Annotated in this window: 19 protein-coding genes; 18 read left to right on the plus strand and 1 reads right to left on the minus strand. The window is 47.9% G+C overall.

The genetic code is table 11. The features are described from left to right. Positions 1-79 precede the first annotated feature (79 nt). From lepA to QF049_RS01035, 15 genes are all read left to right on the plus strand, one after another. Positions 80-1894 (plus strand): translation elongation factor 4, encoded by a 1815-nt coding sequence (gene lepA / locus QF049_RS00965; protein ID WP_076211672.1) that lies wholly within the window; start codon positions 80-82, stop codon positions 1892-1894. A 61-nt stretch (positions 1895-1955) separates the two neighbouring features. Continuing rightward, positions 1956-3140 carry a radical SAM family heme chaperone HemW gene (hemW, locus tag QF049_RS00970; RefSeq protein WP_036668565.1) on the plus strand — a complete coding sequence of 395 codons (1185 nt, stop codon included), beginning with the start codon at positions 1956-1958 and terminating at the stop codon, positions 3138-3140. Positions 3141-3258: 118 nt separating this feature from the next. Further along, positions 3259-3729, plus strand: coding sequence for an N-acetyltransferase (locus QF049_RS00975; protein ID WP_017687214.1), 471 nt, complete (start codon positions 3259-3261; stop codon positions 3727-3729). Positions 3730-3984: 255 nt separating this feature from the next. Further along, entirely contained in the window at positions 3985-5016 is a 1032-nt protein-coding gene (gene hrcA / locus QF049_RS00980) for a heat-inducible transcriptional repressor HrcA (protein ID WP_076211670.1), read from the plus strand. A 44-nt stretch (positions 5017-5060) separates the two neighbouring features. After that, on the plus strand, positions 5061-5624 hold the full coding sequence (gene grpE, locus QF049_RS00985; protein ID WP_124115966.1) for a nucleotide exchange factor GrpE: 564 nt from the start codon (positions 5061-5063) through the stop codon (positions 5622-5624). 161 nt (positions 5625-5785) lie between these two features. Further along, entirely contained in the window at positions 5786-7630 is a 1845-nt protein-coding gene (gene dnaK / locus QF049_RS00990) for a molecular chaperone DnaK (RefSeq protein ID WP_091028373.1), read from the plus strand. Positions 7631-7759: 129 nt separating this feature from the next. Further along, positions 7760-8884, plus strand: coding sequence for a molecular chaperone DnaJ (dnaJ, locus tag QF049_RS00995; protein WP_062835521.1), 1125 nt, complete (start codon positions 7760-7762; stop codon positions 8882-8884). A gap of 241 nt (positions 8885-9125) precedes the next feature. Beyond that, positions 9126-9494 carry a hypothetical protein gene (locus QF049_RS01000; protein ID WP_017687219.1) on the plus strand — a complete coding sequence of 123 codons (369 nt, stop codon included), beginning with the start codon at positions 9126-9128 and terminating at the stop codon, positions 9492-9494. A gap of 242 nt (positions 9495-9736) precedes the next feature. Beyond that, positions 9737-9916 carry a YfhD family protein gene (locus QF049_RS01005; RefSeq protein WP_017687220.1) on the plus strand — a complete coding sequence of 60 codons (180 nt, stop codon included), beginning with the start codon at positions 9737-9739 and terminating at the stop codon, positions 9914-9916. Next, positions 9909-10301 carry a hypothetical protein gene (locus QF049_RS01010; protein WP_307534224.1) on the plus strand — a complete coding sequence of 131 codons (393 nt, stop codon included), beginning with the start codon at positions 9909-9911 and terminating at the stop codon, positions 10299-10301. Before QF049_RS01005 ends, QF049_RS01010 begins: the two co-directional genes overlap by 8 nt. Before the next feature lie 190 nt (positions 10302-10491). Then, on the plus strand, positions 10492-11457 hold the full coding sequence (prmA, locus tag QF049_RS01015; protein ID WP_307534227.1) for a 50S ribosomal protein L11 methyltransferase: 966 nt from the start codon (positions 10492-10494) through the stop codon (positions 11455-11457). Positions 11458-11460: 3 nt separating this feature from the next. Further along, complete coding sequence (locus QF049_RS01020) at positions 11461-12141, plus strand: site-2 protease family protein (protein ID WP_307534228.1); 681 nt, start codon at positions 11461-11463, stop codon at positions 12139-12141. Between the two features lie 138 nt (positions 12142-12279). After that, positions 12280-13044 (plus strand): 16S rRNA (uracil(1498)-N(3))-methyltransferase, encoded by a 765-nt coding sequence (locus QF049_RS01025; protein WP_307534231.1) that lies wholly within the window; start codon positions 12280-12282, stop codon positions 13042-13044. A gap of 2 nt (positions 13045-13046) precedes the next feature. Beyond that, positions 13047-14393 carry a tRNA (N(6)-L-threonylcarbamoyladenosine(37)-C(2))-methylthiotransferase MtaB gene (gene mtaB, locus QF049_RS01030; protein ID WP_047843791.1) on the plus strand — a complete coding sequence of 449 codons (1347 nt, stop codon included), beginning with the start codon at positions 13047-13049 and terminating at the stop codon, positions 14391-14393. A gap of 114 nt (positions 14394-14507) precedes the next feature. After that, positions 14508-14942: an NUDIX hydrolase gene (locus QF049_RS01035; protein ID WP_307534233.1), complete on the plus strand. Its 435-nt coding sequence runs from the start codon at positions 14508-14510 to the stop codon at positions 14940-14942. Between the two features lie 63 nt (positions 14943-15005). On the opposite strand, the gene QF049_RS01040 is transcribed toward QF049_RS01035, so the two are convergent. Next, the gene (locus QF049_RS01040; RefSeq protein ID WP_307534235.1) at positions 15006-16007 is read right to left on the minus strand and encodes a Na/Pi cotransporter family protein; all 1002 of its coding nucleotides are present in this window, start codon (positions 16005-16007) and stop codon (positions 15006-15008) included. Between the two features lie 354 nt (positions 16008-16361). Here QF049_RS01040 and QF049_RS01045 point away from each other — a divergent pair, with 354 nt between their 5' ends. The 3 genes from QF049_RS01045 (at position 16362) to addA (ending at position 25891) form a co-directional block, all read left to right on the plus strand. Further along, positions 16362-17738, plus strand: coding sequence for a class I SAM-dependent rRNA methyltransferase (locus QF049_RS01045; RefSeq protein ID WP_307534237.1), 1377 nt, complete (start codon positions 16362-16364; stop codon positions 17736-17738). A gap of 225 nt (positions 17739-17963) precedes the next feature. Continuing rightward, positions 17964-21467 (plus strand): helicase-exonuclease AddAB subunit AddB, encoded by a 3504-nt coding sequence (gene addB, locus QF049_RS01050; protein ID WP_307534239.1) that lies wholly within the window; start codon positions 17964-17966, stop codon positions 21465-21467. Next, positions 21464-25891 (plus strand): helicase-exonuclease AddAB subunit AddA, encoded by a 4428-nt coding sequence (addA, locus tag QF049_RS01055; protein WP_307534241.1) that lies wholly within the window; start codon positions 21464-21466, stop codon positions 25889-25891. Before addB ends, addA begins: the two co-directional genes overlap by 4 nt. Positions 25892-25899: the final 8 nt, after the last annotated feature.

Raw genomic sequence — 25899 nt, forward strand, 5'->3', positions numbered from 1 at the left:
AGACATCACGGGATTGATGCACTGTGCTTCAACTGTTATAATGAAGTGATTGACACTAGGCTGTTTCTGGGGGTAAGGAATGACTGACATTCGGGCAAGACAACGTAAAATTCGTAACTTTTCTATTATTGCACATATAGATCACGGCAAATCAACACTTGCGGACCGGATCTTGGAGCACACAGGTGCGCTCACTTCGCGTGAAATGCAGGAACAAGTTCTGGATAAGATGGACCTTGAACGCGAACGTGGAATAACGATCAAGCTACAAGCAGTAGCCTTGACTTACAAAGCGGATGACGGTGAAGAGTATTTATTGAATCTGATTGATACACCGGGACACGTAGACTTCACCTATGAAGTATCACGCAGTCTTGCTGCATGTGAAGGTGCTCTGCTGGTTGTGGATGCGGCTCAGGGAATTGAAGCCCAAACACTTGCCAACGTGTATCTGGCATTGGATAACAACCTTGAAATTTTACCGGTTATCAACAAAATTGACCTTCCGAGCGCTGATCCTGAACGGGTGAAGCAGGAAGTGGAAGATGTTATTGGTTTGGACACAAGTAATGCGGTTTTGGCTTCGGCCAAATCAGGAATCGGAATCAAAGAAATTTTGGAGCAAGTGGTGAAAAGTGTTCCGGCACCGACTGGTGATCCTGACCAGCCTTTGAAAGCGCTGATTTTTGACTCGCACTATGACCCGTACAAAGGTGTAATCGTATATGTACGTGTTGTTGATGGCAAAATCAAATCGGGTTCCAAAATCAAAATGATGGCAACAGGTAAATCATTTGAAGTCATTGAAGTTGGAGCGTTCAAACCTCGCATGACCATCGTGGACGAGCTGAACGTGGGTGATGTTGGATTTATCGTTGCAGGTATCCGGCATGTTGGCGATACACAAGTCGGGGATACGGTAACGGATGCCAAAAATCCAACACCGGAACCTTTGCCGGGTTATCGTAAAATTAACCCAATGGTGTATTGTGGTCTCTATCCGATCGAAACATCGGACTATGTTGATCTGCGTGAAGCGTTGGAGAAATTGCAGTTGAACGATGCGTCTCTGAGCTTTGAACCGGAAACATCCAGTGCACTCGGTTTTGGATTCCGTTGCGGATTCCTTGGACTGCTACACATGGACGTTATCCAGGAGCGGATCGAGCGGGAGTTTAACATTCCGTTGATCACAACGGCACCAAGTGTAATCTATCACGTCACCTTAACAAATGGTGAAGTGATGAAAATCGACAACCCATCCAACTATCCTGAGGTGGGACGGATTGATTACGTCGAGGAACCATACGTCAAGGCAGATATTATCGTACCGAATGATTATGTAGGTACCATTATGGAGCTGTGTCAGAATAAACGCGGTGAATATGTGAATATGGAATATCTGGACACAACCCGGGTTACCATTACCTATGAGATTCCGTTGTCCGAGATTGTATATGACTTCTTCGACCAGTTGAAATCCGGTACCAAAGGATATGCATCCCTGGATTATGAGCTGTCCGGTTACCGTCAGTCCAATCTGGCGAAAATGGATATTGTACTCAATGGCGAACAGGTGGATGCTCTGTCCTTCATCGTTCACCGTGACCGTGCCTATAACCGCGGACGCATTGTCTGTGAGAAACTGCGCGAGCTGATTCCACGGCAAATGTTCGAGGTGCCAATTCAGGCATCCGTAGGTACCAAGGTTGTTGCTCGTGAGACGGTAAAAGCAATGCGTAAAAACGTACTTGCCAAGTGTTATGGTGGTGACATCTCGCGGAAACGGAAACTGCTTGAGAAGCAGAAGGAAGGTAAGAAGCGGATGAAGCAGGTTGGTAACGTTGAGGTGCCACAAGAGGCATTCATGGCGGTACTGAAAATTGATGATTAAATAACTAAGCTGAAAGGGAAGCCGGATGGCTTTCCTTTTTTCAAATAGAGGGGGACTTGCCATGACATTGGCAGCACACAGCCGGAAGACAGGTGCGCCCCAAGCGGTGTATCTTCACATTCCCTTTTGCACGAATAAATGTTTTTATTGCGACTTTAACTCCTACGTTCTGAAAGATCAGCCCGTGATGCAATATCTCGAAGCGCTGGAACGGGAGATGGAACATACAGTTAAGGCCAATCCACCGGGTGAGATCAAGACCATATTTGTAGGTGGGGGTACGCCAACAGCTCTGAAACCGGATGAGATGGCAGTATTTCTTCGTTCCGTGAAGACGTATTTCCCAAATTGGGCGGACGATATTGAATTTTCGATGGAAGCCAACCCGGGAACAACGGATGCGGAGAAACTCGCTGCGATGAAAGAAGGCGGCGTCAACCGTGTCAGCTTTGGCGTGCAGGCGTTTCAGAATGATCTGCTGACAGGCATTGGCCGTATTCATAATACGGATGATGTATATCGCAGTTTGGAGAATGCTCGTAAAGCAGGCTTGAATAACCTGTCCATTGACCTGATGTTTGGTTTGCCGAACCAGACCGTAGAGATGTTAAATGAAAGTATCGACAAAGCGCTGGAACTGGATCTGCCGCATTACTCCATCTACAGCCTGAAAGTGGAAGAGAATACACTTTTCCATACTCTGTATCAGAAGAACCAGTTACCACTCCCTCATGAAGATGACGAGCTGGAGATGTATCTTCTATTAATGAGACGTATGAAAGAAGCAGGCTATGGACAATACGAGATCAGTAACTTTGCCAAGCCGGGCTTTGAGAGCCGTCACAATATTACCTACTGGCGTAATGAGGACTACTATGGTCTGGGTGCAGGTGCACATGGATATGTGGGCCGCGAACGGCATATGAATATTAAAGGTATAAATCCTTATGTTGAAGCTTCACGAGCAGGACTGCCTCGTCTGGATCATTTCGAGATTGCTCGCCCAGAGGCCATGGAAGATTATCTGATGGTTGGACTGAGAATGTTGGAGGGGGCTTCAGCCTCACGGTTTAGCGAACAGTTCGGAGAGTCCATGGAAGAAGTGTTTGCGAAGCCTTTGGGCAAAATGTTGAACGCAGGGTTGCTTGAGCGGACGGCAGACGGCTTCCGACTGAGCGAGCAGGGTATCTTGTTCGGAAATGACGTTTTTGCGGAGTTTATCGGGTCCATATCGCTGAATTCGTAGCTTGAAATTCTATACGCTCTGTTGTATATTTATTCATATTGATTTTACAGAGCGTGTTAATTTAACAACTACGAAGTCAGCTTTCCTCTGGAAAGCTTGGTAATAGGAGGAGAGCAAGATGTCGGTAATATGCAGAAAAGCCGTGCCGGAAGATGTTGAACCACTGTATGAAATGATTAAGGGCTATGCAGAGCGTGGGATCATGCTTCCGCGATCACGGGAAATACTGCACCGGCAGCTGGAGCACTTTGTTGTAGCCGAAGTTGATGGTGAAGTGGTGGGTTGCGGATCGCTTTGTCGTCTGGGGAATGATTTGGTAGAAGTCAGATCACTCGGTATCTCGGAAGGGCACAAAGGGCTCGGTATTGGCTCGCGATTGCTGGATCGACTGGTAGAAGAGGCGGAGAAACAACAGATTCCCAAGGTGATGGCGTTGACATATGAAGTATCCTTCTTCCTCAAAAACGGCTTTGCTGTGGTGGAAAAAGAGATTTTCCCCGAGAAAGTATGGACCGACTGTGTTCATTGTAGCAAGCAGGATTGTTGCGATGAGATCGCGGTATTAAAAGAGCTTAACGTTTCAGCCTAACAACTGAATGGACTGCATGGATTGAGCCGAGTCAGCCTCTGCCCTACATGCAGTCCTTTTTTATTTCAAAGTATGTTCAATAAAGTTGTTAGGACTCGTCGACATTGGTCTATACTATAAATAGATGAGCCCACTCATCAAACTCACTTGACAATGTTCACGTCAGTTTGGTATTTTTGTATTACCGCTTAGCACTCATCTAACCGGAGTGCTAACGACATGGGACAGTACAGTCAGAAGGAGGGAATACTCACCATGTTAACAGAGCGTCAACGAATGATTCTGAACGCTATAGTGGATGACTATATCCGTTCAGCTGAGCCCGTAGGGTCCCGGAGCATTTCCAAAAGGGGAGATGTTGGATACAGTCCGGCGACGATCCGTAATGAAATGGCGGATCTTGAAGATATGGGCTTTCTGGAACAGCCGCATACATCTGCTGGACGCATTCCATCCCATAAAGGCTATCGATATTATGTCGATCATTTGGTTCCCTGGAATCAGGTAGAGCCTCAGGAATTGGACGATCTGAAGTCGTTCTTCGCCGAAAAGCTGAATGTCATGGAACAAGTTATTCAACATGCATCCAATATTTTGTCACATATGACGAATTATACTTCGATCCTGCTTGGACCGGAAGTATTCCATACGTCCCTACGTCACTTTCAATTGCTTCCGCTGAACGAAAGTGAAGCTGTGGCAATCATCGTGACCAATACCGGTCAGGTGGAGAACAAGACGGTCCAGATTCCTCCAGAAATCTCGGTAGCCGAGATGGAGAAAGTGGTTCGACTGTTGAACACCAAGCTGGTTGGTGTGCCAATTTACAAATTGAAATCCCGTCTCTATACTGAACTTGGGCAAGAGATGGAACGGCATATTACACGTTACGAGGAAGTTATGCAGGTGCTGAACAGTGCCTTTGACAACGAACATGATAATCGTCTGTTCCTCAGTGGTGCCACCAATATGTTGACTCAACCGGAGTTTAAAGATATCGAAAAGGTAAAAGATATTCTTGACCTGCTGGAAGAGACACCAACACTCATGAAATTGATGATGCCCGTGCCGGGTGGATCTGGTATTCAAGTGCGAATCGGCACTGAGAATGATCATGAAGCCTTTGCCAACTGCAGCCTGATTACAGCCTCCTATTCATTGGACGGTGAGGCTTTGGGTTCGATCGGTATTCTAGGACCCACGCGGATGGATTATGCACGTGTCATTCATATTCTAAATACACTATCCCGTGACTTGACGGCGATGCTGACGCATCGGTTCAAATAAGATTCGGGAATGAACCATTTCATTCGTATAAGGAGGTGAACATCTTGAAAGAGGAGCAATCATTTACAGAAGAACAAGAGGTAACAACAGCTGAGCAGGAGCCTATTAATGAAGCTGGCGCTGCAGAAGCACAAGCTGAAGAGATCGCTGATCAGGAGCAGGATGAGCTTGCACGTCTGAAGGCAGAAGCTGAGGAGCAACAGCAGCGTTATGTCCGTGCACAGGCTGATTTTGACAACTTCCGTCGTCGTACGCAGAAGGAAAAAGAAGAATTGGCTAAATATGCTTCGATGAAGCTGGTCACCGAACTGGTACCGGTTATTGATAACTTCGAGCGCGCCATGGCTACTGTACCAGAAGGAGCAGAGGTCGAATCTTTCTCCAAGGGCATCCAAATGATTTTCCGTCAATTGGAAACCGTGATGAATAACGAAGGTCTGACGGCAATGGAATCGGTAGGACAACCGTTCAATCCTGAATTCCACCAAGCTATTATGCAAGTGGAGAGCGACGAGTACGAAGAAGGTATCGTTGTTGAGGAAGTCCAAAAAGGCTACATGCTGAAAGATAAAGTGCTTCGTCCAGCTATGGTTAAAGTCAGCTCATAATTTCCTTATAGGAAGGAATGAGTCGGCTCCATAGTTGAACAATGTGGGCGAAGTTTAATATAAAGGTTTGTACACATAGAGCACGATTAGCAACATGAACATCTAAATAGGGGTCAGATCAGACCCATTCATTTTAAATTGTTGAGGGAGGAAATTTTCGGATGAGCAAAGTAATTGGTATTGACTTAGGAACAACAAACTCATGCGTAGCAGTAATGGAAGGCGGCGAGGCTGTCGTAATTCCAAATCCGGAGGGCGCACGTACAACTCCATCCGTAGTTGGTTTCAAAAAAGATGGGGAGCGCGTTGTTGGTGAAACTGCAAAACGTCAAGCGATCACCAATCCGGATCGTACCATCATGTCGATCAAACGTCACATGGGTACTTCCCACAAGGAAACAATTGATGGCAAAGACTACTCTGCACAAGAGATCTCTGCAATCATCCTGCAAAAATTAAAAACTGATGCTGAAGCTTATCTGGGTCAAACGGTAACTCAAGCAGTTATCACTGTACCAGCTTACTTCAATGACAGTCAGCGTCAAGCGACTAAAGATGCGGGTAAAATTGCAGGTTTGGAAGTTCTGCGTATCGTCAACGAGCCTACAGCAGCAGCTTTGGCATACGGTATGGAGAAATCCGAAGACCAAACAATTCTCGTATATGACCTGGGTGGCGGTACGTTCGACGTATCCATTCTTGAACTGGGTGACGGCTTCTTCGAAGTTAAAGCAACGAGCGGGGACAACCAACTGGGCGGGGATGACTTTGACCAAGTAATCATTGATTATCTCGTAAGTGAATTCAAAAAAGATCAAGGCATTGACTTGAGTAAAGATAAAGCAGCGGTTCAACGTTTGAAAGATGCAGCGGAAAAAGCGAAAAAAGAACTTTCCGGCGTATTGACTACAACGATCTCCTTGCCGTTTATCACGGTTGCTGATGGCGTTCCTCAGCATTTGGAGTTGAACCTGAGCCGTGCGAAATTTGAAGAAATCTCTGCAGGTCTGGTTGAGCGTACGCTTGAACCAACTCGTCGTGCATTGAGTGATGCGGGTATGACAGCTAACGATATCGACAAGATCGTATTGGTTGGTGGTTCCACACGTATTCCTGCAGTACAAGAAGCAATCAAAAAACTGACGGGTAAAGAGCCTCACAAAGGCGTTAACCCGGATGAAGTTGTAGCTTTGGGTGCTGCTGTACAAGCGGGCGTACTGACAGGTGACGTGAAAGACGTTGTATTGCTTGACGTAACTCCACTGTCCCTAGGTATCGAAACAGCAGGTGGCGTATTCACTAAAATGATCGAGCGTAACACAACGATCCCTACAAGCAAATCTCAAGTATTCTCCACATATGCAGACAATCAACCAAGCGTTGAGATTCATGTTCTGCAAGGTGAGCGTGAGATGGCAGCAGGTAACAAATCGCTTGGACGTTTCATGTTGGGTGATATTCCACCAGCTCCACGTGGCGTTCCACAGATCGAAGTTAGCTTCGATATTGATGCCAACGGTATCGTTAACGTATCTGCAACAGATAAAGGTACTAACAAAACTCAAAAAATCACAATCACTTCTTCCAGCGGTTTGAGCGATGCTGAAGTTGAGCAAATGATGAAAGATGCTGAGTTGCACGCTGAAGAAGATAAAAAACGCAGAGAACTCGTTGAAGCGAAAAACAGTGCAGATCAATTGATCTACTCTGTTGACAAAACGATCAAAGATCTTGGCGAAAAAGCAGATGCTGGCGAAGTTGAAAAAGCAAATGCTGCCAAAGAAAAACTGCAAGGCGTTCTGGCTTCCGACAACCTGGAAGATATCAAAGCTGCTACAGAAGAACTGACAGAGATCGTTCAACAACTGTCCGTGAAACTGTATGAGCAAGCTCAAGCGCAAGAGCAAGAAGCACAAGGTGCTGAAGAGCAACAAGGTTCCGCTAAACGTGATAACGTCGTAGACGCTGATTACGAAGTTGTGGATGAAGATAAAAAACAAAACTAATTCGTAGTTCTACGCGAATTAAACATCGGTGACGTTCGAATTAGAGGGAAAGTCATAGCCGGGGCTCCCGCGCTTTGGCTTTCCTTTTGTCACGATGTGCGATATGGTGAATGATATGGGGGTGGAAGAGTGGCTGAAAAGCGTGATTATTATGAGGTGCTTGGCGTTAGTAAAACGGCTAACGACGATGAGATTAAAAAGGCTTACCGTAAGCTTGCCCGTCAGTATCACCCTGACGTAAACAAGGCTGCTGATGCGGAAGCTAAATTTAAAGAAGTTAAAGAAGCTTATGACGTAGTGAGTGACGGTCAGAAGCGTGCACAATATGATCAATATGGTCATGTCGATCCGAATCAAGGTGGATTCGGTGGTGGCGGTGATTTTGGCGGCGGCGGATTTGGCGACATCTTCGACATGTTCTTTGGCGGTGGTGGCGGTGGACGACGTGATCCAAATGCTCCGCAACGGGGAAATGATTTGCAGTACACGATGACGATCGAGTTCAAGGAAGCTGTATTCGGTAAAGAAACCGATATTACGATTCCGCGTACCGAAGGCTGTGATACCTGTCATGGCTCAGGTGCCAAACCTGGAACGAAACCGGAAACCTGCTCGGTCTGCCAAGGTAGCGGTCAGCAGGAAGTCGTGCAAAATACACCGTTTGGTCGTATGGTTAATCGTCGTGCATGTTCGAACTGTAGTGGTTCGGGCCAAATTATCAAAGAAAAATGTACAACGTGCAGTGGTAGCGGTAAAGTTCGCAAGCAACGCAAAATCCATGTTCGCATTCCAGCGGGTGTAGATGACGGCGCGCAACTGCGTATGACAGGTGAGGGCGAGGGAGGCCTGCGTGGCGGACCAGCGGGAGATCTGTATATTGTCATTCGCGTGAAATCACATGATTTCTTCGAGCGTGAAGGGGACGATATTTATTGCGAAATCCCACTTACCTTTGCTCAGGCAGCTCTGGGAGATGAAGTTGAAATCCCGACGCTGACCGAGAAAGTGAAGTTGAAAGTACCAGCTGGTACACAAACGGGAACGTATTTCCGACTCAAAGGCAAAGGTGTACCACGCCTGCGCGGTATGGGGCAAGGGGATCAACATGTGAAAGTGGTTGTGGTTACACCTAGTAAGCTGAATGACGAGCAGAAAGATCTGCTTCGCCAAATTGCTGCGCTGGATGGAGAGCAAACACATGAGCATGAACAATCTTTCTTTGACAGAGTGAAACGCGCCTTCCGCGGCGACTGAGAATAAAATAAAGCAAGCCCAAAAGGACACCACAGCGGTTTTTACCGCAAGGTGTCCTTTTTTGTACGCCTTTTTTTAGTGGTTCAGTGTTTTTGGCAAAATCCATGGATTTATGCTACAAAGAACGACAACAATTTGTGGTGGCGTTTCGGTATATTCTGAGCAAACTTGCGGAAAGATAGCATGGCGAGAATGATATGCATAGCTGATATGCGAGAAATTAGGGAAGCAGGTGAAGCGGATGACCGAGAAAAATATTTTGGCGTACTTTCACAGCCCGGAGCAGGCTCAAGGGGCAGCCAAAAAACTGGAGGCATTGCGAGTGGAGGACCTGTCAATTAATCGATTCAGCCGATATGCGGGTGTAGGACCAAGCGGGGCTTCCTACAAGCCGGGTGTTTCCGGCAGTTTTTCATCATGGGTGCCCGATTCGATGCAAACCAATGCCAGTGCTGGAATCATGGCTGCGGCGGACCCTTCTGCAAGCGGTATGAGTGATGGTGGACAGGGTGGACCTACGGGAAGGGATGTATTACTAACGGTCATCGTAGATGAATCGGTACATCACCGTGCTATGTCTATAATCGAACAAGCCGGTGGAATGATCTAGTTTCAAGAAATCTATATTTAGATCACAATATAAGATTCAATCTAAACATTTACACAATAACGGAGAGGACAGAAAAAACTGAAGAAGCGAAGCGTTCGCCTTTATCCCCGGATTTTCCCTTTGGAAGAAGGGAATTAAAAAAAATCTGGGGATAACAGCGATCGGAAGGTTGTTCTGTCATCGGAGTGTCAGTGTAAATATGATTTAGTTGAACTTATACAATTTGAAGGAGGAGCATTACAATGGCAGAACATGAACGTCCAGGCAAGATTTTAACGAAAACGGAAAAGATGAAACGTATGCAATCCGCGAAAAATGAAGACGTGGAATTCAGCGCTGAAGCTGCGGATCATGAAGATATAGAAGCACTACGCCGCAGTGAAGCGGCTGATCGACGTCAGGGACGGGAGCTTCATGACTGAAGATCGCTCGGCAGTGACCCTCGAAGCTGTTTTTACAAGCTGGACTGAGGCCGAGTCTGCACGCAGAGCCCTGGAATTGTTGCACCCAAACCAATTGAGTATAGAGAGCCTTGGCAATGAAGCGTCTGCATTGGATTCAAACGATGTTAAGGGCTTCGATAATTCTCCTACAGCCGTGGTCGGAGGATTTAGTGGCGAATTGAATGTACTTGCCCTGATTAGTGATGACACGGAAATGTTGTCCAATGGTCAGGTGTATGATACACCCGAAGAGGATTCGGCAAACAGGCTAAAACAAGAAATTTTGCTGACTGTGTCCGTCTCCAACGATTCGCTCCCGCAAGCCGCAGAGATGATCACACAGAATGGTGGACGTTTTTGCTAAGTGAGATTCGAATTATGCAAAATGCTGAAGTAAATGAAATAGATATGTATGAATAGATGACAGGATATTCGAGCAGTCAGGCTGCGGATATCCTGTTTTGTTTTTCTTTTACTGGTGCGGCTTTGTGCTCCGGCTAGCTTGTGTAGTACAATAGTTGGGATGTTTGAAAAATGAGGAGGAAAAACCAAGTATGTTATGGCATGAACTAACAATACATACCACAGAAGAAGCTGTGGAGATGATTTCGAATTTTTTACATGAAGCGGGTGCTGGAGGGGTTTCGATTGAAGAGTCCGGTACTTTAAATAAAAAACGGGACACGACATATGGTGAGTTATACGACGTTCCTTTGAATGATATTCCGGAAGGCTTTGCGGTCATCAAAGGGTACTTCTCCGAAGGTACGGATATGGTTGCATTACAGTCAGAAGTTAATCCGAGAATTGAGGAACTCCCCGAATTCGGAATTGATACAGGTGAAGTTCGTTATGAGACGCGTACAGTAGATGAAAATGACTGGGCAACAGCCTGGAAGCAATATTTCAAGCCGGTACGTGTATCGGAACGTCTCACGATCAAACCAACGTGGGAAGAGTATACGCCAGAAAGTCCGGATGAGAAAATTATTGAGCTTGACCCAGGCATGGCCTTTGGTACAGGAACACATCCAACGACCTCCCTCTGCTTGCGCACACTGGAAACGGTTATTCAGGGCGGCGAGGAAGTTATTGACGTAGGTACAGGTTCTGGAATTTTGGCTATTGGAGCGATAAAACTTGGCGCAAAACATGTACTGGCGCTCGATCTTGATCCGGTTGCGGTAATCAGTGCCAGGGAGAATGTGGAACTGAATGGGCTGGAGCAACAAATTACGGTTAAAGAGAGTGATCTGTTGTCCGTCCTCGGGAGTCAGGACCCTGCACTTGGTGTACAACTACCGGTTAAGGTTGTCGTGGCGAACATTCTGGCTGAAATCATTTTGTTGTTCGTAGACGATGTCTATAATGCGCTTGAGTCTGGTGGGACCTATATTGTATCAGGCATTTGGAAGAACAAAGAGCAGGTTGTACATGATGCACTGGTAGCCTCCGGGTTTGAAGTGAGTGCGATCCATCGTGATGAGGATTGGCTGGCGTTTGTAGCCAGAAAGGGGTAACGTATGGACTTTTGGAATTCGTTCTTTCGTTATCCGATCGATCAGCTTCCGTTTTTCCTGCTGACCATTCTGATCGCATTTACGGTGCATGAATTCTCGCATGCGTATTTTGCCAACAAATTCGGTGATCCAACAGCCAAGCTGTTGGGTCGGGTCACACTGAATCCGGTTGTACACTTTGACTTATTTGGTGTGCTGTTGCTCATTATTGCCGGCTTTGGTTGGGCACGTCCAGTTCCGGTTAATCGGGCTAACTTCGAAAAACCTAGATTGATGGGCATCATCGTATCCGCAGCAGGGCCTCTGAGTAATCTGTTGCTCGCGATCATTGGTACAATCATCTATGCTTCACTGGTTGGTTCGGGAGCACTCGGCGGCATTGATAATGAGCGGTTGCTGACAGCAATCACGACGTTCTTCGCTATTTTTAACCTAACAAACTTTTTCTTGTTCCTGTTTAACTTGATTCCGTTGCCCCCACTGGATGGTTATCGGATTCTGGAAGATCTACTGCCACCTTCCCTCAGCCGCAAGCTGCAAGGGGTGGAGCAATGGTCCATTTTTATCTTCCTATTAATTCTTGTTATTCCTCCGTTGCAAAATGTGACGATTCAACCTTTGTATGAGTTTGCGCGAACGATGTATGTGGACTTGGCAAAGCTGGTTATTGAACTATATCGCTAAAAGCATATCTTGTATTGGACCGGAATACTGGTCAGAAACACGTAAAAGTTGTATGATCATCTGTGGCGATTGGATTCACGCCTGTCATTAGGCGGGGTGAATTCCAGTCATAACAGGACAGAATGGGTGGATTGACTAATGCAGCGATATTTTGTATCTGCAGAACAGTTTAATGAACACGCTGTGATCATCACAGGTGATGATGCACGCCATATCGGCAAGGTCATGCGTGGTAAACCTGGAGATAAACTGATTGTCAGTGACGGAAACTCCAGAGAAGCACTCGTGGAAATTGAAACTATTGAAGTTGGCCAAGTTACTGCAAATATTGTAGAGTCTCTGGTTATGGACCGTGAAGCACGGATTCGTGTAACTGTGGCGCAGAGTTTGCCCAAGGGCGACAAGATGGAAACAGTCATCCAGAGATGCACTGAGATTGGGGCGGTATCCTTTGTACCATTCCTATCAGAACGTACAATTGTGCAATATGATGCCAAGAAAGAAGGCAAACGGTTGGAACGGTGGCGGAAAATTGCCAAGGAAGCTGCCGAACAGAGTCACCGGAATCGCATTCCATCCGTCGAGCAGCCGCTTTCCTGGAAAGGGCTGTTATCTTCTTTTGAGGGCTACAGCCTGGTATGTTATTGTTATGAGAAAGAAAACGGTAAACAGCTGAGAGATGCACTGAAGCCGTTTGTAGAGCAGCTTGCACCTGATGCAAGTGCAGAAGTACTGATCGTTGTTGGACCGGAAGGTGGATTTTCTGAGAAGGAGACGGCAGAGGCTGATCAGGCAGGTGCTGTATCTGTTGGACTGGGCAAACGCATTTTGCGTGCTGAGACAGCTGGAATGGCAGCACTAACTTGCGTGTTATATGAATCCGGAGAAATGGGAGGAATGTAATTATGCCATCCGTGGCGTTTTACACCTTAGGCTGCAAAGTTAATTTCTATGATACAGAGGCGATTTGGCAATTGTTCAAAAACGAAGGTTACGATCAAGTGGACTTTGATGAACAGACAGCGGATGTATACTTGATTAATACTTGTACAGTAACCAATACCGGCGACAAAAAGAGCCGTCAAATTATTCGTCGTGCCATTCGGCGCAACCCGGAGGCGATTGTGGCCGTTACAGGCTGCTACGCGCAGACTTCTCCGGCAGAGATTCTGGACATCCCAGGGGTGGATCTGGTTATCGGTACACAGGACCGTGACAAGATTTTGCCATATGTTAATGAAATTCAGGAGTCGCGTCAACCTGTTAACGCGGTACGTAATATTATGAAAACTCGTGTGTTTGAAGAAATGGATGTACCTGATTTTGCTGATCGTACCCGAGCTTTCCTGAAAATTCAGGATGGTTGCAATAACTTTTGCACGTTCTGCATCATTCCGTGGTCTCGTGGTCTCTCACGTAGTCGGGAAGCAAACAGCATTATTCAACAGGCGCATCAACTCGTACACGCCGGATACAAGGAGATTGTTCTGACCGGTATTCATACAGGTGGGTATGGCGATGACATGGAGAACTATGATCTGACCGACCTGCTGTGGGATTTGGATAAGGTAGAGGGATTGGAGCGTATTCGAATCAGCTCGATTGAAGCCAGTCAGATTGACGACCGTATGCTCGACGTGATCAAACGTTCAGACAAACTTGTTCGTCACTTCCATATTCCGCTGCAAGCGGGTGATGATACGGTGTTGAAACGCATGCGCCGCAAATATACGACAGAAGAGTTTTATAATAAGATGCTTCGCATTCGGGAAGCGATGCCGGATGTGGCGATTACAACAGACATTATTGTTGGATTTCCGGGTGAGACCGATGAGATGTATCGTAATGGCTATGAGCTGATGAGGAAGATCGGTTTCTCCGAAATGCATGTATTCCCTTATTCCAAGCGTACGGGTACGCCAGCAGCACGAATGGAAGATCAGGTGGACGAAGAGGTCAAAAATGCACGTGTGCATGAACTGATTGACTTGTCTGAGCAGATGCAGCTGGAGTACGCTGAGCAGTTTGTCGGACAGGTACTGGATGTTATTCCCGAAGGTGAAGCCAAAGGCCGCGAGGGAAGTGGCAAACTGCACGGTTATAGCGACAACTACATTCAACTGGTCTTTGACGGAACGATGGATATGGTCGGTAAAGTGTGCCGAGTCAAAGTGGTTGAAGCCGGCGTCAACGAGAGTCAGGCTACGCTGGTACGGGTGTTGGAAGAGAATCTTAAGTCCGCCGCGATGTGATCGAGGCGTCAGAAACAAGGATTTCATTTCCTTGGGGAGCTTACCCGGGGAGATGAGGTCCTTCTTTTGCAAAAAAATAAGATAAAGATATCGAAGTTGATGGGGGAGAGCACGATGAACAAAAAAGAAATTTCAGCAGGCGGAGTTGTTTATAGAACAGGGGAAGACGGGGGTCTTCAAATTCAGCTTATCGTAGATCGTTATGGTAAAACAACTCTCGCCAAGGGCAAAATGGAAGATGGAGAAACAATCGAACAGACGGCACTGCGCGAGATTTTGGAAGAGACAGGTATGGTGGGTCGCATTGTAGAACCGGTTGATATCATTGCTTACACGTACCAACATGCAGATTTTGGCCCGGTGGACAAGGAAGTTCATTATTATCTCGTTGAAGCCGAGAGTGGAGATCTGCAGCCTCAGATTGAAGAAATCAAGGGTGTGGATTGGTATGCTCCGGAAGAAGCATGGTCCTTACAGCAGCAGAGCGGATATGATAATAACGATGATATCTTGCGTGTAGCCCTGAACAAGTTAGGCATTAACGTATAACGCATTATAGTTCTGGTTCGAGTCAGTTAGCCCGCGCGCTCTGTGGGTCTGATAAGCAGATCATCAAGCCACGGGTGACTTCGCCGCGGGGGCGTGGACCGGTGGTTTTTTGTGCCAGATTGGCAAGTAACAGAACGGTAAAGCAAGCAGTGAACTGGTGATGTTAAAAAGGGTCTGGGCATGCGCAATCTGTGCCCCGTTGTCCGCTGACAGCCAGACCGAAGCTGCATGCAGCTGGCCGATCAGCGGCATAAAGAGCAGTGCTCCCGCAATGTTTAATATAACATGGGAAGCTGCGACAAACTTGCCTGCGGATGCTCCACCCGCGGCAGCGATCACAGCGGTGATGCAGGTCCCCACGTTGGACCCGATCACAATGGCGATGCCGATCTCCACAGGCAATACCCCTGTGGCTGCGAGCGTAATCGCCATGCTAATGACAGCTGCGCTGCTGTGAATGAGCGCTGTCAGACAGGCACCTGCCAGGAAGCCCCACCACAAGCTGTCGGCCGAGCGGTCGAGAAACCATTGAAATACGCCCATGCTCCGCAAGGGTAAGGCAATGGATTGCATCACCTGAATGCCTGTCATAACAAGTGCAAATCCCGCAGCTGCGAGGAAGCTGTACTGGATGTTAAACAGAGTCTGGCGTGTACGTTCAGGAGCGGCCAGATTGCGTTCACCAAGTACAACAAACATGGCCCAGCCCGTCAGCGACAGGACAAGCAACGGCAGGGAAGCACGTCCGATCTGCAGTCCCACCAGCTCCGTCGTCAGACATGTCCCGATGTTCGTGCCGAGGATGATGCCGAGTGTCCGCCCATAGGTAATTAATCTGGCATTAGCCAGTCCAATGGTGAGTACTGTGACTGCAGTACTGCTCTGTAACAGAGCCGTTGCGCCCGCACTGAAGGCCATGCCTTTCCATGGAGCAGAGGTGGCGCGATTGAGCCAACTTTCCAACATGGGCCCAGCCATGCGCTGCAAGGCCGTTTCCATAAGCTTCATGCCACCAAAAAAGATAATAAGCCCATATAGTAGGGGCAATATCACATCTCTAAACATAGAAACATCATTCCTTCCGTCCGGGTTCCTTAACTCATCCTATGAGTAAGAAAAGACAACCATGACAAGCCTAAAGGAATTCAGAGGAAGCCAGCCTCCCACAATTCAAGTATTTCAATTGCCGCACCCCAATTCGAAAGATACTTTGATTCGTGCAAGCGTAGTGGAGGGGACGAAATCGAATCTGAAGAAGCGAAGCGTGCGCCTTTGTCTCCGGATTTTCCCTTTAAGAAAGGGAATCAAAAAAATCTGGAGACAACAGCGATCGGAAGATCGATTCGTAACCGAAACGCCACCTACGCGCCGCACCAAACCTATCTTTCGAACTATTAAATTAAAGGAAGTGGATCTACCTTGCCATCAGTTACACTCGAACGCAGTCGCAAAAAGCGGCTTGAACATGCACATCCATGGATATTTAACAACGAAATTGCCTCTGTTGACGGAAACCCTGAGCCGGGAGATCTGGTCAATGTATTGAATCATCAAGGTCGCTATCTGGCGACAGGATATTACAATCCCGCATCTCAGATCAATGTAAGAGTTGTAGCGTATCAACCGCTGGAGTCTGAACAGATGGATACGGCGTTCTTTGCAGCGCGTTTCCGCGATTGCTTGCGTCATCGGGAACGTTTTATCCGGGATGGAGAGGCATACCGTCTCGTTTATGGCGAAGCTGATTTTCTGCCAGGATTGATCGTTGACCGGTTCGGCAGCATCCTCGTTGTACAGTTGCTTACACTTGGTATGGATCGTTGCCGTGAAGCCATTGTACAAGCACTCATTGAAGTGATGCAGCCGGAAGGTATATATGAGCGCAGTGATGTCCCGATTCGTGAACTCGAAGGTTTGGAGCAGACCAAAGGTCCACTGTACGGAGAGTGCCCACGGCATGTCACAGTTACAGAAAATGGATTACTCATTAAAGTGGATATTGTGGAAGGGCAGAAGACAGGTTACTTCTTCGACCAACGCGAGAATCGTGCTGCCATCGAACCGCTCATGAAGGGTTGGGGCTACAAGAGTGGAATCACACTACAAACGACCGAGCAGGATGGCACAGAGCAGCTGTTGCCTGTGAATAAAAGCGGTAAGGTAGTTACATTCCCTTATTGGGACGGTGCCACCGTACTGGAGTGTTTCTCACACACGGGAAGCTTTACGTTGAATGCTTGCAAGTATGGAGCCAAAAAAGTGACTTGTCTTGATATTTCGGAGCATGCCATTGAGAGTGCACGAACAAATGTGGAGCTGAACGGCTTCACCGACCGGGTCGAATTCGTAGTTGCTGATGCATTTCAGTACTTGCGTGAACAAGTGAAGGGGCTGGATGAACGTACCGCACGTGCGCGTGCAGGCGAACAGAAAGTGGATACATCCAAAGCGCTGGCAGCTGGCGGTAAAACATTTGATGTAGTCATCCTTGATCCTCCTGCATTTGCCAAAACGAAATCAGCAGTTAAAGGTGCATGCCGTGGATATAAGGATATCAACCTGCAAGGAATGAAACTGGTTAATGAGGGCGGATATTTGGTAACAGCCAGCTGTTCGTATCACATGCGTCCTGACCTTTTCTTGGACACGATTGCCGATGCAGCAGAAGATGCAGGCAAAGTACTGCGTCTAATCGACTGGAAGGCAGCCGGTAAGGATCACCCGCAAATTTTGGGCGTGGATGAAGGACATTACCTGAAATTTGCTATTTTCGAAGTGCGTAGTAAAAAGAATTAGAGGAGTCTCTTTTTACTTGTTTTAATCCTTCGTGAAATAAAGTGAAGTTTAAATGAATGATACTTTCGGTTAGAAGTCCACAGTGTGAACAGCTGCGGGCTTTTTGCCGTGTTAACGGAGATGATCTCCGGTTTTACCGGATAGTGGCAAACGTATGTTCCGAACCAAGTCAGATATGTTATACTGGGAATTAAAATCTTGTACGTGTGGTTTGGAGGATTAGACATGTCCGTTCGTTTTGTTATTGGCCGGGCAGGCAGCGGCAAAAGCTCGCTGATTACCCGGGAAATTACATCCCTGCTTCAACAAGAACCGCAAGGCACACCTTTGATTTTACTCGTTCCCGAACAGAGTTCTTTTCGAACAGAGCAGGCATTGGTGTCTTCTGGAGCAATTAAAGGTACGATGCGTGCAGAAGTGCTCGGCTTTCGCCGTTTAGCCTATCGTGTAATGCAGGAAGCAGGTGGTTCTGCTCGTATTCCGATCGGAGCCGAAGGCAAAAAGATGCTGCTCTATAAAGTAATCCAGCGTCGTAAGGAAGAATTAAAGCTGTTTGGCGCATCCGGCAGCCAGCTGGGTTTTATAGGCGAATTAAATGACTTATATAGTGAATTTAAACGTTATGAAGTTGATCCATCATTGCTGGAAGAAGGGCTGTCTGGAGGGAATACCTCATCCACTTCGCCAATTCTGGAGGACAAGTTGCATGACTTGAATCTGATATATCGTGACTATGAACAGGAACTGACCAATTTATATATTGATGATGAAGACACGTTGACCGAGCTGACAGATCGTTTGTCGGAAAGTGCATTGCTGCAGGATGCCCAGATCTGGATTGATGGTTTTCAGGGATTCACGCCACAGGAGATGAGTGTGATTGGTCGATTGATGTTGCAGTCCTCTTCCGTGACGATTGCACTGACATTGGATCGTCCTTATGATCACGGAGCACTGCCTGGAGAACTGGAACTGTTCTATCCAACGGCAAGTGCCTATGCGCGCCTGAAAGGGATGGCTGACGAACTGGGTATACGGAGCGATATAACCGTGCTAGATTCGGAGATTCCACCGAGATACAAGGATCGTCCGGGACTTGCTCATCTGGAGGCAGGTTTCGACCGCCGAATTCGTTGGAAAAGTGAAGGCCTTGATTCCGGAATCCGACTGGTTGCAGCGGAGAACCGACGAGCTGAGATGGAGGGGGCACTGCGTGAGATGCGGCGCCTGGCACAAAACGAAGGTGCGCGTTATCGGGATATGGCGGTACTTGTTCGTCAGTTGGATACCTACGCTGATATAGCTGAACCTCTATTCAGGGATTATGACGTACCCGTCTTTCTGGACCGCAGAAGAAATGAACTTCATCATCCATTATCCGAGTTTATCCGTTCCGCACTGGATATTGTTCGGCGCCACTGGCGTTACGAGGATGTATTTCGCTGTGTCAAAACGGATCTGCTGCTTCCGCGTGATGGTGCCATCACTCGTGAAGATATGGACCAGCTTGAGAATTATGTACTGGCTTGTGGTATCCATGGGTATCGCTGGACTGACGGTAAACCATGGAAGTATGTACCAAGCCTGTCCCTGGAAGACAACGGTGAGGATGGCCGTAGTCGAGGACGGGACCAGATGCTTTCTCTAATGGAGAGCTGCCGAACGGTCATTACAGATTCCTTGGGTGTTTTTGAGAAACGAATGAAAAAGGCAAAGACAGCCAAAGCCCAGTGCGAGGCACTATACAGACTGCTGGAAGATGCTGAGATCCCATGGAAGCTGGAGAACATGTCTGCTGAAGCTAAGGCTCAAGGTGACCCGGAACGGTCGAGAGAACATCGGCAGATGTGGGGAGCTGTGCTGGATTTATTGGATCAGATGGTCGATATGATGGGGAATGAACGGCTGGATATCACTCTGTTTGCCGGGATGATTGAGACCGGATTGACGGAACTGAAGCTGGGTCTGGTACCACCAGCACTTGATCAGGTATTGGGCGGTTCCATGGACCGTACACGCCTTCAGGACATCAAATACGTATTTATCCTTGGCGCCGTTGATGGTGAATTACCCGCCGTACCTCAGGATGATGGCGTATTAACGGAACTGGAGAGAGCGTTACTGACGGAAAGAGGCGTGGCGCTTGGACCAGGTGCAACAAGGCAGATGCTGGATGAACGTTTTCTGATCTACACGGCACTTACAGCGGCAAGCAGCCAGTTGTGGCTAAGTTATCCGGTTGCTGATGATGAGGGGAAAACACTGCTTCCTTCCGAGATTATCCGCCATGTACGGAAAATGTTTGGTCTACAAGAACAGCCATTGCTCGCTCAACCACCGCTTGCGAACTTTGAAGAAGCGCATTGGTCCTATGTCACCCATCCGGGTCAGAGTCTGTCAACGCTCATTGGACAATTGCGCAAATGGCGCCGCGGAGAAGACATTCCTGAAATGTGGTGGGCGGTCTACAATTGGCATGTATCTCGAGAGACAAGCAGACCTCAGCTGGAGCGGTTGATGGGATCGATCTTTTATCGTAATAGAGCATTACCACTACGTACAGCTACCAGTCGCAGATTGTATGGTACAGAGGTGAGGACGAGTGTCTCACGAATGGAGCGGTTCGTTGCTTGTCCGTTCTCTCATTTTGCTTCGCACGGGTTACGCCTCAAAGAACGGCAATTGTACCGCCTTCAGGCTCCTGATATCGGACAGCTGTTTCATGCTGCACTAAGCCAGCTGGCTATGCGGTTGCGCGAAGAAAATCGTAGTTGGGGAAGTTTGACTCCAGACCAATGCCGTCAGGAAGCCGAGCAAACTGTGGAGCAGATTGCACCACAGCTGCAAGGGGAGATTTTGCTAAGCACCAAGCGATACGGTTATATTTTCCGCAAATTGAAGGACATTGTTAGCCGGGCATCCGTTATTCTCGGTGAACAGTCCAGACGTGGAAGTTTTGAACCGATTGGGCTGGAGCTTGATTTTGGACCGGATAAAACACTGCCGCCACTACGTTTTGAACTGGAGAACGGATGTGTGATGGAGATCGTGGGTCGGATTGACCGTGTGGATGTGGCAGAAGGCGAGAATGGTCTGCTCTTGCGTGTCATTGACTATAAATCAAGCCAGACGGACCTCAAGTTACATGAAGTGTACTATGGTCTGTCATTGCAGATGCTCACCTATCTGGAGGTGCTGCTTAGTGCTGCCGAAGAATGGCTTGGGGAAACGGCGATGCCGGGAGGAACGTTGTATTTCCATGTGCATAACCCGCTGTTGCAATCCGCAAACGGCATGACATCGGAGCAGGCAGGACAAGAACTGCTGAAACGGTTCAAAATGAAAGGTTTGCTGCTGGCAGATCGGGATGCAATCGCTCAAATGGACAACACCCTGGATAAGGGGTATTCAGCTATTATTCCGGTTGCCCTTAAAGCAGATGGCAGCTTTTATAGCAGCGCCGCTGTAGCTACGCCAGAGCAATGGGATACGCTGCTTGCTTCGGTTCGCAGTAATATCCGTGAGATTGGTACCCGGATTACGGATGGGGATGTGGCCATTGAGCCTTATCGTATTCAACAGGAAGTGGCATGCACGTTCTGTCCGTATAAGCCTGTATGTCAGTTTGATGAGAATATAGAAGGAAATGAATACAACCTGTTGTCCAAACCGGGTAAACAGCAAATCTGGGATATGTTATCTCACACCAAGGGAGGGGAAACATCATGACGAATATGCCAAAACCGGAAGGAAGCTTCTGGAGTGATGACCAGTGGAGTGCCATCTCCGAAAGCGGAGAAGACATCCTTGTTGCCGCAGCGGCGGGATCAGGCAAAACAGCTGTATTGGTTGAACGAATTATTCGCAAGATTGCAGATCCCTCCCAAGGATTCAGTGTGGATCGCTTGCTTGTAGCTACATTTACCAAAGCGGCCGCCGCCGAGATGAAACAACGGATTCGGGAAGCGCTGGAACGTGCGCTGGAAGAACAGCCTGGAGAAGAGCATCTGCGTAAGCAGCTGTCGCTGCTTGGACGGGCATCTATTACAACGCTGCATTCATTCTGTATGGAAGTCATTCGCCGTTACTATCAGCAGATTCCGTTGAACCCGGCTTTTCGTATCCTGAATGAAAATGAAGCGGAAATCATGCGCCAGGAACTGCTCGAAGAACTTTTTGAGGAAAAGTATGGCGAAGAAGATGAAGGGAGTACATTCCGCGAATTGGTGGACTGGTTCAGTGGAGAACGAAATGATGATGCGATGCATCGACTGGTGCAACGATTGTATGATTTCTCCCGCAGTCATTCCTGGCCGGATCATTGGCTCTCAGAGATGGCATCTGCTTTTCAGGTGGAAAGTGTGGAGGCACTTGGACATTCAGCATGGGTTCAGAGTATTTTGCGTGATGCGGCTCTTGCTTTGAGTGGTGCAGCAGGACTGCTCCGTCAAGGCATCCATATTTCCATGCAGCCTGAAGGTCCGGCACCTTATGCGGATACGTTAAAAGAAGACCTGGTGATGGTAGAAGAGCTGTTGTCTGCGGCCCAGGTTGTGCCATGGGAAAGGTTGCCTGAAGTGTTTCAACCCGCTGCATTTGGCAAACTGAAACCCTGCAAAAAGGATCAAACGGACCCTGCTTTACAAGATCAGGTGAAGGAACTCCGTGAGGCTGCGAAAAAGGCAGTTACCGACCTGAAAGGTTCATTGTTCGGAAGAAGTGCGTTTTCGTTCTGGCAGGAGCTGGAGCAAGCGGCACCACTCATGCAGGAGTTGTCTAGGTTGGTTAGTACATTTGGAGAACGTTACCGACAGGCCAAACAGGAACGTGGGCAAGTAGACTTCAGTGATCTGGAGCATTACTGTCTTCACATTTTGCGACATGAGGATTCAACGCCTGAACTGTCGATGCCTTCCGATGCGGCTATGGAGTACCGTTCGCGATACGATGAAGTGTTGCTTGATGAATATCAGGATACCAATACGGTTCAGGAAGATATCGTGAAGCTCATCTCCAGAGAAAACCCGGGTAACCGATTCATGGTCGGTGATGTCAAACAGAGTATCTACCGTTTCCGGTTGGCTGAGCCAGGTTTGTTTATGAACAAGTATCGCCAATATGGAGCGAGCACACGTGAAGATGGAATAGTGGAAGATCGTTTGCATCGTACAGGTCAACGTATTGATCTTGCACGGAATTTCCGCAGTCGTGCGGAAGTCGTGCATTCGGTCAATATGATATTCCGGCAACTCATGAACGAAGGTGTAGCAGAGATTGCTTACGATGAACGAGCTCAACTGGCATATGGGGCTACGTTTCCGTCAGAAACGCTTGGTGATAAGGCGTATACACCTGAACTTATGCTGATCGATCGTCAGGGCGGTGGTCCTGATCTGACAGAGAGTACGGATGAGAATGGGGATGCATCGGTCTCCGCAGAACTGGAGAGTGCCGAACTTGAAACAGCCCAGTTGGAAGCGCGGGCGATCGCAAGGCGTATTCGTGAGATGGTTGGGGATACGGACAAACCTGCCCTCCATGTATATGACAAAGCCCTGCAAACGATGCGCCCGGCACGTTACGGTGACATGGTCATCTTGCTGCGTTCGACCTTGATGTGGGCTCCGCTCATGATTGAGGAATTCAGACAGCAGGGAATTCCTGCTGGCGGAGAACAGAGCAAGGGTTACTTCCAGGCTACGGAAGTGGAAATCATGATGTCTCTGCTTCAGCTTGTTGATAATCCAAGGCAGGATATTCCGCTCGCTTCCGTGCTTCGTTCCCCGATTGTTGGACTGGATGAAGAAGAACTGGCACAGATTCGGCTTGGTGACAAAAGACAGTCATTCTACGATGCAGTTATATCGGCTGCTGGAGAATGGGGCGATTCTTCCACTAATGCCGGACAACAATCCCGGCAGGAAAATCATCCTGATTCCAACATCGTCCAGTTGCAGTGGCCGGAAGCCTGGTCAGAGATGGAACAGGGACAGCGGGAGACAGCCGCTTCTGTAGAGGCAGAGATCCTGGATGATGGATATGAATTCGATGTGCATACATTGCATACAGATGGAATGCAAAATGCTGGTGTTGCGGGACATGCAAGTGAGGATCTGGGCATAAAGGAGATCTCAGGCTTGGAGTTGCAGCAAAAGTTAATTCGCTTTATGCGTCAATTGGAGCAGTGGAGACTTGAGGCAAGACAAGGCAGTCTAAGTGAACTGATCTGGCGTATGTATCGGGAAACCGGTTATTTGGATTGGGTTGGTGGTCTTCCTGGAGGACTGCAACGTCAGAGTAATCTTAAGGCATTGTACGATCGCGCACGACAATATGAGGAATCAACTGCAAATCGCGGCTTGTTCCGTTTCCTGACCTATGTTTCCAGACTGCGGGAAAACGGGGGAGACCTCGGGACTGTAGCAAGTAGTTCTGGTGAGCAGGACAACGCCGTACGTATCATGACGATTCACCGGAGTAAAGGTTTGGAGTTTCCAATTGTCTTTGTCGGTGGCATATCCAAGATGTTTAATCAGCAGGACTTGAACGCACCGTTTCTAATGCATAAGGAACTGGGATTTGGTCCGAGGTTTGTGGATCGTGAGAACCGGGTTGCCTATCCTACATTAGCCAATCTGGCGATTCGTCGTCGTGCGCAATTTGAACTGCTTGCTGAAGAGATGCGTGTGCTGTATGTTGCGTTGACCCGTCCCAAAGAGAAAATGATTTTGCTGGGTACTGTAAAAGATGCCGCGAAAAAAGCGCTGGCGTGGTCTCAGGTCAAAGATAGTCCTGAACTGGCATTGCCAGACTATCTGCTTGCTGCTGGACGGAGTTACCTGGACTGGATTGGACCATCCCTGATGAGACATCCAGATGCTGTTGTGCTGCGTGAACTTGCTGGAAGCAATGATTCGTTCTCAGCCTGTCTTGCAGATGATCAATCACGATGGGCGATCTCTATTATTTCCGCCGATCAGGTATCCCGTGACCATGTGGTGGATCAGACACTCGGAGAAGAAGACGGAATGACTGAGGTACGGAAAGAACGAATTGCTGCGCTAAAAGCCGTTCAGCCTGTGAAGTTGGTTACATCCTCAACTGTAGAAGAGCTGACGAAGATTGCACAAGATACGGCTAACCAAAACATTGAAGATGAAGGTGCAGATACAGTAGCTCTTCAACAAGAGGAGACACGGCTGATCAACGAGGTTGATCAACGGCTTTCATGGACGTACCCCTATGAAGCAGCAACTCAAGTAGCAGCCAGTACATCTGTCACGGAGTTGAAAACGTTACTTGCGATGCAGGACATCCAGTCCGTAGAGGTGATGGAGGAACTGGGCGAACAATCCGAGAAATTATTGGCTCACAACACCCCAGGAATCAATTACACCAAAGATGAAGCAGGCCATGTACTACGTGGCGTATCCGATGAATCTAACGAGCGTGAGACTGGATCAGGGGCAGATTCAAACGGTACGATGAACCTTCCGGATCCGGGATCTGCGGGTACGTCTTTCAAACTGCACCTGCGTCGTCCGAAATTCATGGAGGCAACGCAGCTGACAGGGGCAGAACGGGGGAATGTGTATCATACGTTGATGCAGCATCTTCCTATAGAGGGTTCATCCGTTGATTCACAGCTTATTGAACAGACGATTGAGCGGTTGATTAAGCTTCAGATTTTGCTGCCCCATCATGCTGCGGCTATTGAACCTGAAGAACTGGCCGGATTTTTCAGTACAGAACCAGGGAAAGAATTATTGCGTGCAGCGTGGGTGAAACGGGAAATACCGTTTGTGTATGGACTTCCGGCACATCAGTCTCCAGTGGAATGGCTTCATGAACGGGCGGCGAACTCAGATATACAGGTGCTAAAAGAAGATAGCAAAATGCAGGCAACGATTGAAAATGAAACCGTGCTTGTACAGGGGATTATCGATTGCCTGTATGAGGTGGACGGCGAGCTTGTCTTGCTTGATTACAAGACGGATCGGGTGTTGGAGCATCGTGGTGGTTTGGATGAACTCACCAAAAATTATCGCTTCCAGCTGGATCTGTATGGACGGGCCATTGAAGATATATTGGGTCGGAAAGTTGACCGGAAATGGCTGTACTTTTTTGATGGTGGACATGCAGTGGAATTGTAAAAGAACTG

Source organism: Paenibacillus sp. W4I10, from assembly GCF_030816325.1.
Lineage (GTDB): Bacteria > Bacillota > Bacilli > Paenibacillales > Paenibacillaceae > Paenibacillus > Paenibacillus amylolyticus_B.